This is a genomic window from Rhodospirillaceae bacterium, from assembly GCA_016712715.1.
Lineage (GTDB): Bacteria > Pseudomonadota > Alphaproteobacteria > Dongiales > Dongiaceae > Dongia.
On the sequence record JADJQM010000002.1, the window covers coordinates 606,713 to 624,413 of the forward strand.

The 17,701-nt window shown below is 62.7% G+C and carries 12 protein-coding genes and 2 pseudogenes; 7 read left to right on the top strand and 7 right to left on the bottom strand.

Annotated elements, in window-relative coordinates; all coding sequences use genetic code 11:
- Positions 1-236: 236 nt before the first annotated feature.
- The 3 genes and pseudogenes from IPK59_13605 to dnaK all read right to left on the bottom strand — a co-directional run bounded on the left by IPK59_13605 (position 237) and on the right by dnaK (position 5,085).
- The gene (locus IPK59_13605) at positions 237-1,793 is read right to left on the bottom strand and encodes a PAS domain-containing sensor histidine kinase (protein ID MBK8159747.1); all 1,557 of its coding nucleotides are present in this window, start codon (positions 1,791-1,793) and stop codon (positions 237-239) included.
- A 112-nt stretch (positions 1,794-1,905) separates the two neighbouring features.
- A complete protein-coding gene (gene dnaJ / locus IPK59_13610; GenBank protein ID MBK8159748.1) occupies positions 1,906-3,042 on the bottom strand; it encodes a molecular chaperone DnaJ in 1,137 nt (378 codons plus the stop codon).
- 114 nt (positions 3,043-3,156) lie between these two features.
- A pseudogene (gene dnaK, locus IPK59_13615) lies at positions 3,157-5,085 on the bottom strand (molecular chaperone DnaK).
- Between the two features lie 407 nt (positions 5,086-5,492).
- On the opposite strand from dnaK, the gene IPK59_13620 reads away from it, so the two are divergent.
- Positions 5,493-5,849, top strand: a complete 357-nt coding sequence (locus tag IPK59_13620) for a hypothetical protein (protein MBK8159749.1) — start codon at positions 5,493-5,495, stop codon at positions 5,847-5,849.
- Between the two features lie 5 nt (positions 5,850-5,854).
- On the opposite strand, the gene IPK59_13625 is transcribed toward IPK59_13620, so the two are convergent.
- The 3 genes from IPK59_13625 to IPK59_13635 form a co-directional block, all read right to left on the bottom strand.
- Complete coding sequence (locus tag IPK59_13625) at positions 5,855-7,177, bottom strand: mitochondrial fission ELM1 family protein (GenBank protein MBK8159750.1); 1,323 nt, start codon at positions 7,175-7,177, stop codon at positions 5,855-5,857.
- Positions 7,178-7,314: 137 nt separating this feature from the next.
- Positions 7,315-8,325: a helix-turn-helix transcriptional regulator gene (locus tag IPK59_13630; GenBank protein ID MBK8159751.1), complete on the bottom strand. Its 1,011-nt coding sequence runs from the start codon at positions 8,323-8,325 to the stop codon at positions 7,315-7,317.
- 36 nt (positions 8,326-8,361) lie between these two features.
- Positions 8,362-9,162 carry a helix-turn-helix transcriptional regulator gene (locus tag IPK59_13635; GenBank protein ID MBK8159752.1) on the bottom strand — a complete coding sequence of 267 codons (801 nt, stop codon included), beginning with the start codon at positions 9,160-9,162 and terminating at the stop codon, positions 8,362-8,364.
- Between the two features lie 555 nt (positions 9,163-9,717).
- Here IPK59_13635 and IPK59_13640 point away from each other — a divergent pair.
- The 5 genes and pseudogenes from IPK59_13640 (at position 9,718) to IPK59_13660 (ending at position 15,859) form a co-directional block, all read left to right on the top strand.
- A pseudogene (locus tag IPK59_13640) lies at positions 9,718-10,510 on the top strand (carbonic anhydrase).
- 454 nt (positions 10,511-10,964) lie between these two features.
- Entirely contained in the window at positions 10,965-12,566 is a 1,602-nt protein-coding gene (locus IPK59_13645) for a HAMP domain-containing protein (protein MBK8159753.1), read from the top strand.
- 90 nt (positions 12,567-12,656) lie between these two features.
- Positions 12,657-13,109, top strand: coding sequence for a hypothetical protein (locus tag IPK59_13650; protein MBK8159754.1), 453 nt, complete (start codon positions 12,657-12,659; stop codon positions 13,107-13,109).
- A 520-nt stretch (positions 13,110-13,629) separates the two neighbouring features.
- Positions 13,630-15,132, top strand: coding sequence for a PAS domain-containing methyl-accepting chemotaxis protein (locus IPK59_13655; GenBank protein MBK8159755.1), 1,503 nt, complete (start codon positions 13,630-13,632; stop codon positions 15,130-15,132).
- 214 nt (positions 15,133-15,346) lie between these two features.
- Positions 15,347-15,859 carry a hypothetical protein gene (locus IPK59_13660; GenBank protein MBK8159756.1) on the top strand — a complete coding sequence of 171 codons (513 nt, stop codon included), beginning with the start codon at positions 15,347-15,349 and terminating at the stop codon, positions 15,857-15,859.
- 52 nt (positions 15,860-15,911) lie between these two features.
- On the opposite strand, the gene IPK59_13665 is transcribed toward IPK59_13660, so the two are convergent.
- Entirely contained in the window at positions 15,912-16,682 is a 771-nt protein-coding gene (locus IPK59_13665) for a hypothetical protein (GenBank protein MBK8159757.1), read from the bottom strand.
- Positions 16,683-16,832: 150 nt separating this feature from the next.
- On the opposite strand from IPK59_13665, the gene IPK59_13670 reads away from it, so the two are divergent.
- Positions 16,833-17,699, top strand: a complete 867-nt coding sequence (locus IPK59_13670; GenBank protein MBK8159758.1) for an SDR family oxidoreductase — start codon at positions 16,833-16,835, stop codon at positions 17,697-17,699.
- Positions 17,700-17,701: the final 2 nt, after the last annotated feature.

The window sequence follows — 17,701 nt, forward strand, 5'->3', positions numbered from 1 at the left end:
CGGGCAAGGGCTTACCTTTTGCGGGCAAGCCTTTCGCTGCACCACTCTTTGGGCTGGCAGCCGGCGCTGCCTTCGTGGCGGCCTTGGCCACAGCCTTCGTGACTGGCCGTTTGGCCTGAGTCTTCCCCGCCATAAGTCCCCCTGAACCAATGTTGGACGAAATCTAGACGAGGTTTGCCACGGACGGCAACAGGCACCGGGAGAATGCTCTGGTTACAGGATCCGGACCGGACGGGTCAGGCGACCGGTTCCTGCGGCAGCAAGGCCGTGACAATGGTGCCCTGTTGCGGTCCGCTTTCCACGATCAGCCGGCCGCCATGCAGTTCGACCAGGTTCTTGACCAGCGCCAGCCCCAACCCGGTGCCGCGGTGATGCTGGGCGATGCTGCTGTCGATCTGGCTGAACGGATCGAGGGCCCGTTCGATCTCCTCGGCCGTCATGCCGATGCCGGTGTCGGACACCAGGATCGCGCTGCCGCCCTCCGGCTGGTCCCGGATCGCGAGCTGGATCCGGCCGCCGGCCGGGGTGAACTTCACCGCGTTCGACAGCAGGTTGATGATCACCTGCTTGATCGTCCGCGCATCGCCATAGACCGGCTGCGTGTCGGGGGGCACATGGGTCGACAAGGTGACGTTCGCCTCCCGCGCCATGCCCGAGATGAGCCGCGTACTGGCCTCGGCGAGATCCCTGGCATCGATCAGGGCCGGTTTCAGCTCCATCTTGCCGGCCTCGATCTTGGAAAGATCCAGGATGTCGTTGATGAGGTCGAGCAGCAGGCGGCCGCTTTCGTGGATGAGTTCCGCGTAATCACCATAGCGCGGCGGCTCCACCATGCCGAAGGTGCCGCGCCTGGTGACATCGGAAAAGCCGATGATCGCGTTCAGGGGCGTGCGCAATTCGTGGCTCATATGGGCGAGGAATTGCGACTTGGCGCGGCTGGCACTTTCTGCCGCCTGATGTGCCTGGCGCAGCTCCCGCGCCTGCTGTTCGAGCTTGGCGCGGTTATTCTCCAGCTCCGCCTGGTATTCCTTTGATTCGGTGACGTCGACCTCGCTCACCAGCCAGGCCGGCGCCCCGGTGGCGGCATCGCTGCACAGGCGCGCTGTGATCTCGTGCCAGCGCAATCCTTGCGCCGTGTGAACGCGGGCCACCATGCGCACTTCGCCGGCCTGCTGCAACGTGCTGACCAGGCGCTGGTGATCCTCGGAATCGGCCAGGCGCGTCACCAGCGGGGCACGACCGTCGCCGTTTTGCGATGGCGCTGCACTGCGGGCGGCCGGGTTGCTGTAGAGGATATGCCCGTCGAGGTCATAGAGGGTGATCATGACCGAGCTGTGCAACAGCGCCTCGGCGCTGCGCAGCGCTTCCGGCGTGTCGTTGAATTCAGCGAGACCCTCGCAGAACATCGCCATGCGGCCATCGGCGAGGCGAACGCCGCTGAACAGGCAGCGCAGGGATTGCGGCTTGCCCTGCGGATAGAGGGTCCACACTTCGGAGAAGGTGGCGCCGCTGGCGATGAAATCTTCCTGATACTGTTTGAGCCGGGCGGCGACCGCGGGCGACATGTCGCGCCTCAGGTCGCGGGCGGAAAGCTCGTTGAGGCTGTCCGCGCGCCAGACCCGCAACGCCGCCGGGTTGGCCCAGATGACACGCGCCTGATCGATGTCGAAGACCCAGAGCGCCGTGCGCAGGCGATCGGCAAGCGCGGTCGTAAAACCGGCCGGCAATGCCGGGAGCGGCTGACTGCCGTATTCACCACCCCGCGCTGGCTCCGGTTGGACATCCTGCGTCAAGCCGCTTCCCCTGATTTGCCACGCCGCCCCCGCAACATGGTCCCATACGCCGTTTTCGACAGGAGAACCCTGGGCCGCTCAACCGTCAAGCGTTGATCAGCCTTGGCCGCGCCTAATCATTGCCGCTGTCAAAGAATTCCTTCACCCGGGCAAAAAACCCTTCGCTCTGGGGCGAATGATGTCCGGATTTCTTTCCTTCGGCCTCGAACTGCGCCAGCAGATCCTTCTGCTTCTTGCTGAGGTTGACCGGTGTTTCGATGGTGAGTTCGACATACATGTCGCCGCGAGACTGGGAACGCAGCACGGACATGCCCTTGCCCTTGAGGCGGAACTGCTGGCCGGTCTGGGCGCCGGCCGGCACCGTCACCTTGGCGCGGCCGCCATCGATGGTGGGGATTTCGATATGTCCGCCCAGGGCCGCCGTGGTCATGGCGATGGGCACGCGGCAATGCACATTGGCACCCTCGCGTTCGAACAATCTGTGCGGCTTGATGGCGAGGAAGATGTAAAGGTCGCCGGATGGCGCGCCCATCATGCCGGCCTCGCCTTCACCGGCGAGACGGATGCGGGTGCCTTCCTCGACACCGGCCGGGACATTTATTTGCAATGTCTTTTCTCGCGCCGTGCGACCGGCGCCATGGCAGGTCTTGCACGGCTTCTCGATCACCTTGCCGGCGCCGCCGCAATGCTGGCACGAGCGTTCGATGGTGAAGAAGCCCTGCGTCGCGCGCACCTTGCCATGGCCGTGGCAGGCCGGACAGGTGATCGGCTGCGCGCCCTTTTCGCCGCCGGTGCCGTTGCAATCCTCGCACACGACGGCACTTGGCACGCGGATGGTGCTCTGCTTGCCGTGGAAGGCTTCCTCAAGGGTGATTTCCATGTTGAAACGCAGGTCCGAGCCGCGGCCGCGGGTCTGGCCGCCACCGCGCCTGCCCATGAAATCGCCGAACATCTCGTCGAAAATGTCGGCAAAGCCGCCGGCGTCGAAACCGCCACCGCCCCCACGACCGCCGCCATGGCCATTCTCGAAGGCGGCGTGGCCGAAGCGGTCATAGGCCGCCCGCTTTTGCTCGTCCTTCAGCACGTCATAGGCCTCGTTCAATTCCTTGAACTTGGCTTCGGCTTCGGTATTTCCGGGATTGCGGTCGGGATGGAATTCCATCGCCTTCTTACGAAAGGCCTTTTTCAGGGCGTCCGCATCGGCACCCTTTTCGACCCCGAGCGTTTCGTAATAATCGCGCTTCATGATGAAATCATTTGCAGTAGGTTGGTATGGACAAAAACAGAGGCCGGGGTCTGTATCCTGCCGATACGGACCCCGACCTCGTTATTTCAACGCGCCTGTCACAACGCGTTTACCTCATCAGGCGCTTTTGCCTTTGCGGTCGTCGACTTCCTCGAAATCGGCGTCGACCACCTTCTCATCATTGGCCGATGCCTGGGCGTCGCCGGCAGCACCGGCCGCTTCACCCTGCGCACCTTCGGCCGCCTGCGCCTTGTAGAGCGCCTCGCCGACTTTCATCAAGGCCTGGGTCAGGGCCTGGGTCTTGGCTTCGATCGCCTCGACATCCTCGCCGTCCTTGACCGCCTTCAGATCGGCGGACGCGGTTTCGACGAGAGCCTTGTCCTCGGCCGAGACCTTGTCGCCGGCATCCTTCACCTGCTTTTCAGCATTGTGGATGAGGGCTTCGGCCTGGTTGCGGGCTTCGACCACCTTCTTGCGCTTTTCGTCCTCGGCCTTATGGGCCTCAGCGTCCTTCACCATCTTCTCGATGTCGGCGTCGGTCAAACCACCCGAGGCCTGGATGCGGATCTGCTGCTCCTTGCCGGTGGCCTTGTCCTTGGCCGAGACGTTCACGATGCCGTTGGCGTCGATGTCGAAGGTGACTTCGATCTGCGGAACACCGCGCGGCGCCGCCGGGAGCCCCACGAGATCGAACTGGCCGAGGATCTTGTTGTCCGCCGCCATTTCACGCTCGCCCTGGAAGACGCGGATGGTAACCGCGGTCTGGCCATCCTCAGCAGTCGAGAATACCTGGCTCTTCTTCGTGGGAATGGTCGTGTTGCGGTCGATGAGACGCGTGAACACACCGCCCAGCGTTTCGATGCCCAGCGACAACGGCGTCACGTCGAGCAGCAGCACGTCCTTCACGTCGCCCTTCAGCACCGCGCCCTGGATGGCGGCGCCGATGGCGACGACCTCGTCCGGGTTCACGGAGCGGTTGGGTTCCTTGCCGAAGAACTCCTTCACCTTCTCGAGGATCTTGGGCATGCGGGTCATGCCGCCGACCACGATCACTTCCTGGATGTCGGTCGACTTCAGGCCGGCATCTTTGAGGGCCTTGCGGCACGGCTCCATGGTGCGCTCGATGAGGTCGTCAACGAGGGCTTCGAGCTTGGCGCGCGTGAGCTTCATGGTGAGGTGCTTCGGACCGTTCTGGTCGGCCGTGATGAACGGCAGATTGACTTCGGTCTGCATCGAGGAAGAGAGCTAGATCTTCGCCTTCTCGGCAGCCTCTTTCAGGCGCTGCAGAGCGAGCTTGTCTTTCTTGAGATCGATGCCGTTCTCTTTTTTGAATTCCTCGGCGAGGTAATCCATGATGCGCGCGTCGAAATCTTCGCCGCCCAGGAAGGTGTCGCCGTTGGTCGACTTCACTTCGAACACGCCGTCGCCGATTTCCAGCACGGAGACGTCGAAGGTACCGCCACCAAGATCGTAGACGGCGATGACGCCGCCATTCTTCTTGTCCATGCCATAGGCCAACGCAGCCGCAGTCGGCTCGTTGATGATGCGCAGGACTTCAAGGCCGGCGATCTTGCCGGCATCCTTGGTCGCCTGGCGCTGGCTGTCGTTGAAGTAAGCCGGGACGGTGATGACGGCTTGCGTCACCTTTTCGCCGAGATAGGCTTCTGCCGTCTCTTTCATCTTGCCGAGGATGAAGGCCGAGATCTGGCTGGGGCTGTAATTCTTGCCATGGGCATTGACCCAGGCATCGGCATTGTCGCCCGAGACGATCTTGTAGGGGACGAGGTCGATGTCCTTCTTGGTCATCGGGTCGTCATAGCGGCGGCCGATGAGGCGCTTAATGGCGAAGAGGGTGTTTTCCGGATTGGTGACCGATTGCCGCTTGGCGGCCTGGCCGACCAGGCGCTCGCCGGATTCCGTGAAGGCGACCATCGAGGGGGTGGTGCGGGCACCTTCCGCGTTCTCGATGACCTTGACGTCCTTGCCTTCCATGACGGCGACGCAGGAATTGGTCGTGCCGAGATCGATGCCGATAACTTTGGCCATGGCTTTCTTCCTTTCTTGCGGCAAATCCCTGCCCTGGGCCTTCCACGCGAAGCACCCGTCCGGGGGATCCCCGACTTGCAACTTATTGATCAGAACATGCCCCGGTGATCGAAGACCGGCACAGGGCCAGTCGGTCGTCCTTAGGCATTGGTTTCGAGGGGATATATAGGCGGTTCTCGCAGGCGCGCAAGATAGTCGAGATGGGAATCTTAACGATTGTGGCGGGGTGGCCTCTTATCCTACCAATTTAGTCAACCATCCATATCTGACAGGGCAGGGCGAATCGGTTAAATTAGGGGCGTGGGGATCGTCAAAACCAACCATCCGATTTTATCCGCACCCGGCTGGTCTTTTTGCGATCCGTCCGCCTTGAACCGATGTCCGTCCACCCGGAGACCCTGGCCGAAATGACCGCTGAGCAGCCTGGTTTGCGCGACATTCTGCGTGCCATCAACCGAGTGATCGCTGGCGACAAACCGCCGCCATCCGTTAACGCCACGCCGGCGGCCAGCCCCGAGACCCCGCAGAAAATCCCCGGGATCACGCCGATCGTGGCCAAGCTCACGACGCCCCTGGGCAAGCCGCAGCGCAACAACTTCCTGGTCATGGCGCTCCTGGCCCTGGATGTCGTGCTGGGGGCTACCTTTGGCCTGGTCGGCTATTTCGGGCTGCAGAGCGACAGCATCGCCCTGACCGGCGCCGCGATGTCGACAATCGGCCTGCTGCTGATGCTGCTCTATCAGCTATTCGGGCGGGAACGCTGACCGGATCAGGCAGAGGCTGCGCCGGGTTGGGCCAGGATGATGCCGCGGGGACCCAGGTCATTCGATGGATTGTCAACCGATGGACCCACCGCCATGCGGGTGCGCAAGGCGGCCGTGCGCCGCTGCGTCAGCAAGGCCAGGATCCGCGTCGACACCATGGCCAGCTCTTCCGCCGCCAACTGTGCAAGGTCGGTCCGGGGCGGGCTGGGATCGGAGAGCAGCGCCAGATGCCGCTCGCGCAGCAGCCGGTTCATGATCGTCGGCACATGGCGTGTCGGCTGGGCGCGCGCGGCGCGAACCTCGCCTTCGTACCAGCGGTCGAGCCAGTCGGCGCCAAGACCGCGCACCAGCCGCATGTTGCGACGGCGGCCGACCCAATGGGCCAGCGGCCAGCTCGGCTGCCACAGCGGGCGCGGCGCCTTGACCGGGAGCTCGACAAGACGCACCTCGCGCCCGGTGAGGCTGGCATCCGCCACCATGGAGACGCTGTCGGAGGTGACCACAAAGGCATCGCCGCACGCCAACAGCGCCGGATAGGGATTTTCGCCGCTGCCGGCTTCGAACGGGAAAAACCTGTGCGGCGCCGGTAGTTCCTGGCGCAGCAGATCGACGACCGCGCGCGGCGTTCTGGGTGAGGTCGCCACCAGCAATGTCCCCTTCCGGGCAGCCGCGAAGGCCAGGCCCTCGCGCAGCAGGCGCTCTCCATCGGCGAGGTCGAAGCCGATCGGGCTGGAGGGGCCGCCGATCAACATGACGATGCGCGGGCCGGCAATGGTGAGGATCGACGCCATGGCCGGCATGGCCAGCGTCGCCGGATCCAGGTGTCTTGGCGCGGTGATGGGCAGGCTGAGGTGCAACGCGTTGGTGGCAGCCGGCAGGCCATATTGCGGCGTGGTCACCAGCAGGTCGACACTGTCAAACGGCGCCTGGAAGCGGCCAAGCTGGATGTGGATGCCCGTTGGCGTATTCTGCGCCTTGATCCATCTGGCGACCGGCGCCATGCGGCGGCCGATGGCGATCACCAGATCGGGCCAGGGATGGCCAGCATCGGCGGCGATCGGGTCGCTTTGGGCCAAATCGACATGATCGAGGGCCCGGGCGAAATTCTGGGCGACATCCGGCGCGGGATAGCGGCCGGAGATGAATTTCAGCTGCTTGACCACCAGGCGCCAGCCAAATCGCGCCTCGAGTGCCGCGCCGAGGGCCAGCACCTGCTGATTGTCGCCCAGCCGCGCGCCCTGCAGCAGCCAGACGGTCGCTGCCGGAATTGGCGGGGAAATGCGCGGCAGCGCCTTGGCTGGATGGTGCATGTGACCTGGATGGTGCATGTGACGGGGCTCAGATCTTGTTCATCCTCAGATAGGCTCAAAACTAGCCGTTCGTCGATGACAAGTTGCTGACGCAAAGGTGTCACAAAAGTGAAAGCGACAGGGTCGGCCCGGCGCTTCGGGAACCGGGCCTAGGGTCAGGCCGCAACCATTCCGCGCTTGCGCGCGAGGATGACCGACGGCCGCTCGCCAAAGGCGCGCAGGAATTCCTTGGCAAAATGGCCGGGATCCCCAAAGCCGCAGGCAGTGGCGGTGAGCGTCACGGTCGCATCCATGTCGGGATTCTCCAGCATGCGGCGCGCATGCTCAAGGCGGACGCCGCGGGCGAATTCAAGCGGCGTGCAGCCGCGATTTTCCTTGAACGTGCGGAACAGGCTGCGGGCGCTGGTGCCCGTCACGTCGACCAGATCTTCGATGGTGATCGACCGGTTCCAATTGGCCTCGATATACGCCTCGGCACGACGCACCTGCCACGGCGCCACGCCGCGGGCGGGACCGTCGAGACGGCCTTGGCTGTCATGGGCCACCGCCGAGAGCAGACCGACGATGAAGGCCTGCTCCAGCTCGCCCAGGGCGATCGGCAACGGCCTGCCATCGGCATTGTTCGCCAGTTGCAGCATGCAGGACAGGATCGATAGAAGGGTGCCGCCCGCGGGCTTGGTGAGATCGAGCGCGGTTTCGATATTCAGCGCGGCACCAAGTGGTCGACCCGTCAAGGCGGTAGCCTTCTGTTCGATCCGATCCTTGGTGGCGCGCCAGCAGACTTGCCCGAAACCGGCCTCGAAGTCGACCTCGGCAGCGGCGGTCGAGGCGATCGCCTGGCCCTGCGCCACCTGCAACGTGTTGCGACCCCGACACGTGGCGCCGGTGCCGCTGTGCCAGAAACGCACGCGGAGAACATCGTCGTTGGGATAGTTGACGATCACCTGTTCACTGGAACGGCTGAACCACAATTCGCCATGGGGCAGAAAGCAATGATTGCCAATCACCGCAAGGTTACGGCCGTTACCATCGACCCGCACGACACTGGCCCCATTGTTGGCCTGAAGCATCGCGTGAAGTTCTTCAGCGCTGGTGGCGGAGAACACGCGTGAATTGGCGAGGGGTTCCTCGGTGCCGTGCAATTGATCGTTCCTCATCGTTGGCATTCGACCGTCTCCACAATGGGTCCAGCTACGAGCGCTTCATGGCGGCGAGGCCGTCATGGGCCGGGTTTGAAGTGCCATCGGCGGTGGCGCGGTGGCGCGCCAGGATGGCGGAAGGTCGCTCGCCAAAGGCTCGCTGGAATTCCTGGCAAAACGGCCAAGATCCCCAAAACCGCAGGCAAAAGCCACATCCGTGACGGTGGTAACCGTGTCCGGCTTATCCAGCATCCGCTTGGCATGATCGAGGCGCAGTCGCCGCACGAAGTCGAGCGGCGAGCAACCACGGCTTTCCTTGAACGTGCGGAACAGACTGCGTGAGCTGGTTCCCGCCACCGAGGCCAGGTCTTCGATGGTGATGGGCTTGTCCCAATTGGCTTCGATATGGCTCTCTGCCCGGCGCACCTGCCAGGGAGCTGCTCCCGCGGCCTCCCTTTCAAGCAGCGCGCGCCCGGTGTGGTCGACCGTCGAAAGAAACAACGCGATGAAGGCCTGTTCGAGCTCGACGACGACCGGGCTTGCCGCTGGCTCGGGGGTTGTCTGGGCCGCCTGCACCAGGCAGTCGAAGACGGATTTGAGCGCGATACCCTGCGGCGTCGAGAGGTCAAGCGAGGGCGCAAAATCGAGCGCGTAGCCGATCGGGCGGCCGGTCATCAGGGCAAGCTTCTGTTCCAGCTTGCCCTTGGGAATGCGCCACACAAGCTGCTCGAAATCTTCCGCGAAATCGATCTCAACCGCAGCCGATGAAATGCAGGCTTGCCGGGCCGTCACGGCCGTCATTGTGGTGGTGCCGGTCCAGGTCGCGCCCACACCCTGATGGGCCATTTGCAGGCGCAGTACCAAAGCTCGGACTGCTGCAGCTGGCAGAAATTGGCGCGCGCGTCGATCACCCCATTGCGCGGTGGCAGTTTCACGAACCGCGCCGCCAGTTTTGATTCGAGAATGCCTGACAGTTCGTCGAAACTGCTGGTGGCAAATGCCGGGCGCGTATCAAGGGGTCGGGTCGATTGAGACACGGTCGCTTCCTTTTTCAGCTCCTGCTGACAAGGTCATCTTGCGCCGCATTTTACTTAAGAATTGTTAAATAGAACGACTTCGGGCCTATGCGTAGGTATATGCATTAGTATAGTTGGTTGGTATTTCTCTATCTGATCCGACTATATTCTTATTTAGTGATTGGTTCTCACCTGAACCAATTTTTATGGTCGTCAAGCCGGTCAGATTTTCTTTCCCGCACGAATCGCACGACCGCCATTTTCTGGCAGTCGGCACCCAGTGCTGGCACTCCGCGCGGAGCGGCCTGGCACGAACCAGGGCATCTTCGGATCATTGTAAGGGCCGCCCAGCGCGATCTTCGCGCAAGGTATTGCGGCCGGATTCGAGAGGAGCCAGCGACAAATGCCAGCCATATCACGCCGCCGCCTGATTCAAACGTTGACGGTCACAGGCGCACTCTGCCCGATCTGCACCAGCCTGCTGGGCAAGGCGGCCCTCGCGGAAACCGCCGGCCATCAGGGCCCGCATTGGACTTATGAAGGTGAGGGTGGCCCGGAGCATTGGGGCGATCTCTCACCTGATTTCAAAGTCTGCGAACTGGGGCTTCGAACAGACGCCGATCGACATCAAGGCCGGCATCCGCAGCCAGCTTACCGGCGTGCAGCCGATGTTCCAGGCGACACCCCTCAAGATCCTCAACAATGGCCACACCATTCAGGTGAACTGCGCACCCGGCTCAAAAACACTGATCGACGGCCAGCAATTTGATCTGCTGCAGTTCCACTTCCATCACCCGAGCGAGCATCTGCTTTCGGGCCAGAGCTTCGATCTGGAGCTGCATTTCGTGCACAAATCCGCAGCCGGACAGCTTGCCGTCCTGGGCGTCTTTATCCGCGCCGGCGCCGATAATCCCGGCCTTGCACCCATCTGGGCCGCGATGCCCAAGGAAACGACGCCGGAGACGGATACCGGCCAGACGATCGGCCTCGACAGCCTGCTGCCGGTCAATCGCGGATTTTTCCGCTATCAGGGCTCGCTCACCACACCCCCGTGTTCGGAAGGCGTTTTGTGGACGGTGTTCAGGGATCCAATCGAGGCCTCGCCCGTACAGATCGCACAATTCGCAGCTTTGTTCCCGCTGAACGCACGGCCGGTGCAGAGCCTGCACCGCCGCTTCCTGCTTGAATCCATCTAACCCAAGGAACCCATCATGTCGCTCACGCAGCCCCAGGCCAGTGCCGGCACTTTCCAGAACCTGAAGATCCTCACCAAGACCCTGCTGGGCTTTGGCGCTGTGCTGGTCGTGTTGGCGATCGTCGCCATTGCCGGCGTGATCGGCTTTGGCCGTATCGCCAGCGACCTCACGCACTACACAGCAGCCGTCGAACTGTTCGGCGATTCCGCCAGTATCGAGCGCGACTTGCTGGAAATGCGCGGCCATATCGACAGCTATGTCCGCACCGGCGACAGTGCCGAGATCGGTGTGGTGCAGGAGCTTGAAAAGGCGATCACGGCCAGTATCGAGCATGGCATCAAGATCGCCGAGAGCGATGAAGAGCGCGCCGAACTGACCGCCATGACGGAGAAGCTGACGGTCATCGTCAACGATTTCGAGAAGGCGAACGAGCTTGAAATCGCGCGGACCAAGCTTGCCACGGAAACCCTCAGCGTCGCCGGCCCCGAAACTGGCCGAGGATTTCGAGGCGATCCTTGCCAAGGCGGTCAAGGAAGGCAACAGCAACGCGGCCATCCTCGCCGGCGAGGGCGCGAGGCAAGCGCTCTCCGCACGGCTCTATGTCAACATGCTGCTGGACCGCCATGAAGCGGCCGCGGCCGAACAGGCGGAGGCGTCCTTCCACGCGCTGTTGAAGACGATCGAGCAGTTGGAGAAAGTCTCGGCCACTGCCGGTTTCAAGGCCGAGGTCGACGAGGTGAAAGCCCTGGTGCCGGCCTATGAAGCGGCGTTCAAATCCGGCGAAGAGATCGATGAAGAGATCGAGAAGCTGGTCCATGAGGAAATCGCCGAGGCCAGCGAGGAAGTGATCGCTGATGCCGAGAAGATCAAGGCGGCGGCCCAGGCCGAGGAAACCCGGATCGCCGACGAGATCACGACGGTTGTGACGCAGAGCGAATGGACCGCGATCGGCTTTTCCGTGATCGGTTTCGCGCTGGGCCTGGCCATCGCCTGGATCATCGGTCGCGGCATCTCCAGCCCGGTCAAATCCCTGGCGGGTGTGATGCTGCGCCTGTCCAATGGCGAACGCGACGTGGCCGTCATCGGCGCCAACCGCAAGGACGAAGTCGGCGAGATGGCCGGCGCCCTGCAGATCTTCAAGGAAAACATGATCGCCGCCGAGAAGCTGCGGGCGGAGCAGCAGGTGGAACAGGACCGGCAGATCGAACGCGCCCGCCGCATGGGCGAGGAAGTTGCGAGATTCGACAAGGTGATTGCCGAGGTCGTGAATGCCGTGAGCTCCGCCGCCACCGAACTTCAGGGCACGGCGCAGTCCCTGGCGGCGACAGCGGAACAAACCGCCCAGCAATCGAACACCGTTGCCGCCGCCGCCGAGGAGATGACCCAGAACGTGTCGACCGTGGCGTCGGCCACGGAAGAGCTGTCGGCCTCGATCCATGAGATCAGCAGCCAGGTGACGGAATCGACCAGGATCGTCGGCCAGGCCGTTCATCAGGCGGACGATACCAATGGCCGCGTCAAGCAACTGGCCGAAGCCGCGCAGAAGATCGGTGCGGTGGTGACATTGATCAATGACATCGCCGGCCAGACCAATCTCCTGGCCCTCAATGCGACCATCGAGGCTGCGCGTGCCGGTGAAGCCGGCAAGGGCTTTGCCGTGGTGGCGTCGGAGGTCAAGCAATTGGCGACGCAGACCGCGCGCGCCACGGAGGAGATCGCGACACAGGTCCGCTCGATCCAGGAATCGACCGAAAGTTCGGCCGGTGCCATCCAGAACATCACCCAGACGATCAACCGGGTGAGCGAGATCTCAACCGCGATCGCCTCGGCGGTCGAGGAGCAGGGTGCCGCGACCCAGGAGATTTCCAGGAACGTACAGCAGGCGGCGGCCGGCACCAGCGAGGTGACCACCAATGTCCTTGGCGTCACCGAGGCCTCGCAGCAGACCAGCGCTGCCTCGACCCAGGTGCTCTCGGCCGCCAATGAGCTCAGCCGCTACGGTGAAACCCTGCGCAGCGAAGTGAACAGCTTCCTGCACACGGTCCGGGCACTGTAGTCAGCCTGCCTGAACGATGATCGGGTTGGAAAATGGCTGTGACGGACAGGTCAGTCACTGCGGAAAGATCGGCGGAATTCGGTGACGGTCATGACTGAGACATCACCGAGCGCGCCGAGCCAGGCGACCATCCGTCGCCTGAAGGTCAGCGCCACGCGGGCGAACAGGATGTCGATCGACTCCTATCAATGCCTGCAGAGGTTTGCCGCCACCATGCCCACGGCCGAAGCCATTGGCCGTGGGCGGCACACCAGGGCGGAATCTGACCGGGTTCTGCTGTTCGCAGCGATTTCCAGGGAAGTGGCCGGGCTGACGACAAGGATATCAGACGAGTTGATGTTCCTGTGCAGCATGACGATCGCGAGCGGCATCATCAGGGGCGAGGTGCGCCAAAGACTTGCCAAGGCATTGGACAATGCTCAACCGACGGCGGACCACCCGATCGACCTCAGGCAGCGGCGCTTGCGGCGCATGCCGGTGACGCGGCACTGGGCATCATCATGGACAATCTCGACCTCATGTGCGACCAGATCGATGGGTTGATGCTGGCCCTCACGGCGCCGCAGTGGGATGGCGTCAAGGTCGACGAGGCCGCCCGGGGTTAGTGTTCGTTCCGCAGCTCATTTCCCGTTTGGAGAATATGCTGTGACACCGGCCGGGGTCATTTGATTGGCCGGGGATGTTTCAGTCGGCCGTGATATCGCGCTTTTCCAGCTGCCATTGCGCGGCGCTGCCAACCTCGGTCCTGGGTGAGATTTCGAGGACACGCGGGCCCAGGCGTAGGTTTATGCAGAGTATATTCCTCGGTACTTCTCTGTGTGATCCGACAATAGTCTTATTCGGTGACCGAATCTCGCCTGAACCAGATTTTGCGATCGTCAGGCCGTTCAAACGCTCCTCCCCTCACGAATCGCCCGACCGATTTTTTTGGCAATCGGCACCCAGGGCTGGCACTCCGCGCGGAGCGGGCCGCGCCCCCCGCAGCTATGTTCGAAGCAAGGACGAACGCATTGTGGCCAGAGGCTCCGCGTCCGAGCCACGTAATTTCAAGAGGATTTAGATCATGGGGTTTTCTTTGTTCGGCGGTGATGCTGCTGCCAAGCTTGCAGCTCTCGACAAGTCGCAGGCCGTCATCGAATTCAAACTCGATGGTACGATCATCACAGCCAATGCGAATTTTCTCAATGCGCTGGGCTACACGCTGGAAGAAGTCAGAGGCCGCCATCACAGCATGTTTGTCGACCCAGCCTTCAAGGACAGCGCCGAATATCGCGACTTCTGGGCAAAGCTCAACCGCGGTGAATTCCAGTCGGCGGAGTACAAGCGCCTCGGCAAGGGCGGCAAGGAGGTCTGGATCGAGGCTTCATACAACCCCCTGCTGACAAAGGGCGGCAAACCCTACAAGGTGGTCAAATATGCCACTGACGTTTCCGCCAAGAAAATGGTCTTCGCCGATCTCGCCGGCAAGGTCGACGCCATCGGACGGTCTCAGGCTGTGATTGAATTCGAACTCGATGGCACAATCATCACCGCCAACGAGAATTTCCTGAAGACGCTGGGCTACACGCTCTCAGAAATCAAAGGCAAGCATCACAGCCTGTTCGTCGAGCCGGGCTACCGCGACAGCGTCGACTACCGACAGTTCTGGGATAATCTGCGCAAGGGCGAATTCCAGGTGGGGCAGTATAAGCGGATCGGCAAAGGCGGCAAGGAAGTCTGGATCGAGGCGTCCTACAACCCGATCATGGACCTCAATGGTCGGCCCTGGAAGGTGGTGAAGTTCGCCACCGACCTCAGCAAGCGCAAGGCGGAAAATGCGAAGCTCGCCAGCGACTTCGAAAGCGGCGTGAAGTCCATGGTGCAGACCGTGGCCGCCTCGGCACAGAACATGCAAAACACCGCGCAATCGCTGGCCGCCTCGGCCGAGCAGACCAACCAGCAATCATCGACCGTCTCGGCGGCTACGGAGGAATTGGCCGCCTCCGTCAACGAAATCGCGCGCCAGATCGCCGAATCCAACCGGGTGGTGGGTGTTGCCGTGACAGAGGCCAAGAACTCGGAGCACATGGTAAGCAACCTTGTCGAGGCCGCGCAGAAGATCGGGGAAGTCACCAGGATCATCTCCGATATCGCCAGCCAGACCAATCTGCTGGCCCTCAACGCCACCATCGAGGCAGCCCGCGCCGGCGAAGCCGGCAAGGGCTTTGCTGTCGTCGCCTCGGAAGTGAAATCACTGGCCACGCAGACCGCCAAGGCCACCGAAGAGATCGACCTGCAGATCAAGGGCATTCAGGAATCGAGCTCGACCACCGCCAGCGCCATTCGCCAGATCGGCGAGATTATCAGCCAGGTCAGCGAGATCAGTACGTCCATTTCCGGTGCGGTCGAAGAGCAATCCGCGGCCACCAAGGAAGTCTCGCTCAACATCAACGGCGTCACCATCGCCGCGCAGGAATCCGGACAATCCTCGACCTCCGTCCTCACCGATGCGCAGCTGCTGGCGCAGCAGGCCGGCACACTTGAGGAGAAAGTCGATCAATTCCTGGCAAGCGTGCGCGCAATGTAGGCCGATGACGGGTCCGGATGACTAAGCCTTCTGGACCCGGTTGGCGGTCGTTGGAAGATCGCCCGGATGATCAAGCGGGACTGCAGGATCTCAACCGCGATCACCTCGGTGGTCGAGGCGAAGCGGGCCCCGTGCGAGCGATAAACAGGATCAGAATTGGTCGTGACGGACAGAAAATTCATTGCGGAAAGATCGGCGGAATTCGGTGACGGTCATGACTGAGACATCACCGAGCGCGCCGAGCCAGGCGACCATCCGTCGCCTGAAGGTCAGCGCCACGCGGGCGAACAGGATGTCGATCGACTCCTATCAATGCCTGCAGAGGTTTGCCGCCACCATGCCCACGGCCGAAGCCATTGGCCGTGGGCGGCACACCAGGGCGGAATCTGACCGGGTTCTGCTGTTCGCAGCGATTTCCAGGGAAGTGGCTGGGCTGACGACCAGGATATCAGACGAGTTGATGTTCCTGTGCAGCATCACGATCGCCAGCGGCATCATCAGGGGCGAGGTGCGCCAAAGACTTGCCAAGGCCTTGGACAATGCTCAACCGGCGGCGGACCACCCGATCGACCTCAGGCAGCGGCGCTTGCGGCGCATGCCGATTGACGCGGCACTGGGCATCATCATGGACAATCTCGACCTCATGTGCGACCAGATCGACGCCTTGATGTTGCCCCTGGCGGAAAGCCAGCAAACGACCTCATGCGACGAGCTCGCGCGAGGTTAGGGTCGCTTGCGACGGGTGTTTTCCCGACCGGGGCAGGTAGCCCAAACCGGCTTTATTCGGCGGTGATGTCGAGTTTCTCCAGCTGGCGTTGTGCGGCGCTGGCGACTTCCGTCTTGGGTGCAATCTCAAGCACGCGCAGGAAATCCTTGCGAGCGCCATCCTTGTCGCCATTGAGCGCCCGCAGGCGACCGCGCTCGAGCAGGGCATCGGGAAAGTCCGGCGCCGCCAGCAGCGCCTTGTCGAGATTGTCGGCGGCAAGGTCAAGCTGATTGAGGGCGATATAGGCCGAGGCGCGCAATGCAAAGATGTCGGGTCGCTTGGAATCGAGATCGGCCGCGACATTGAGATCGTCGAGCGCTTCGAAATACATGCCGCTATTGCCATAGGTCGACGCACGGTCCAGCAGCAGGTCGACATTCTTGGGGTCGATCTTCAACCCTTCATTCTGGTCATGGAGCGCGCGCTCGATCTTGCCCGCCATGGTCCAGGCGCGGCCCGCCTGCATGAAGACATTGGAGGCCAGGCGCGCCTTCACGGCAGGCAGTGTCTGGGCGATCCGCTCCAGCAGGACGCCCGCATCCTCATATTGCTTGAGCCCGATCAGCGCCAGCGCCTGGCAATGCTGGGCCGCGTCCGCGCCGCCCTGCTTTTCCCACGCCACCCCGCTTTCCAGCGCTTCGGTCGGGTTCTTGTCGACCAGAACCATGCAAGCCGCGTATTGCTGCTCGTTCTCCGCGGCGGTGAGGGTATCCTGCGCCCGGCCGGGCGTCGCCACGCTGATGGCGGCTGCAAGCAAAGTGGCGCAAAAGCCTGGAAGGCGCATGGTTGATATTTCCGCCGGTATTGATGTTTCCAGGCTGGCCGGTTACGACCAGTCTCTGGTTTCGTGCAGGATTGATGGAACCATGGGAAGGATTTTGCAAGTCTCATGACGGTGATCGGAGCGGGCGGAAACGCCTCCCACAAGCGGGATCTGTCGCGCGGGCATTTGTTCTGCTTTGGCCTGGGATTCTCGGCGCGGCACCTGGCCCAGCGGTTGCTGGCCCGCGGCTGGCGGATCAGCGGCACCTGCCGGTCGCCTGAGAAGCAGCGCGCCCTGGCTGAGCGTGGCATTACCGCGCATCTGTTCGACCGCGACCGCCCGCTTTCGGATCTGCCGGGCCTTTTGCACGATGTCACGGATCTGCTGAGTTCCGTGCCGCCGGATGCCCAGGGCGATCCGGTCATCGATCTCAACCGCGGCGACATCGCAGAGGCGGCGGGCCACCTCTCCTGGATCGGCTATCTGTCGACCACCGGCGTCTATGGCGACAAGGATGGTGCCTGGGTCGATGAAGCCAGCCCCTTGCAGCCAAGCGGCGAGCGCGGCCAGCGCCGCCTGCGCGCGGAACAGGCCTGGGGCGCCCTGCCGCAGCCAGCGCATCTTTTCCGCCTGGCCGGCATTTACGGCCCCGGCTCCTCGGCGCTCGACACCGTGCGCGCCGGCAAGGCCCGGCGGGTGATCAAACCCGGTCAGGTGTTCAGCCGCATCCATGTCGACGACATTGCGGCGGTCCTCGAGGCCTCGATGGCGCATCCGAATCCCGGTGCCGCCTACAATGTCTGTGACGACGACCCGGCACCGCCGGCGGAGGTGGTGGCCTATGCCTGCCACTTGCTGGGCGTGTCGCCACCGCCCGAGATTCCCTATGAGACGGCAGACCTGTCGCCCATGGCGCGCAGTTTCTATGACGACAACAAGCGCGTGCGCAACGACCGCATCAAACGTGAATTGGGTGTCGAGCTCAGCTATCCCAGCTATCGCCTGGGGCTGAAGACACTTTTGGCGCAGGGCTTCTAGGG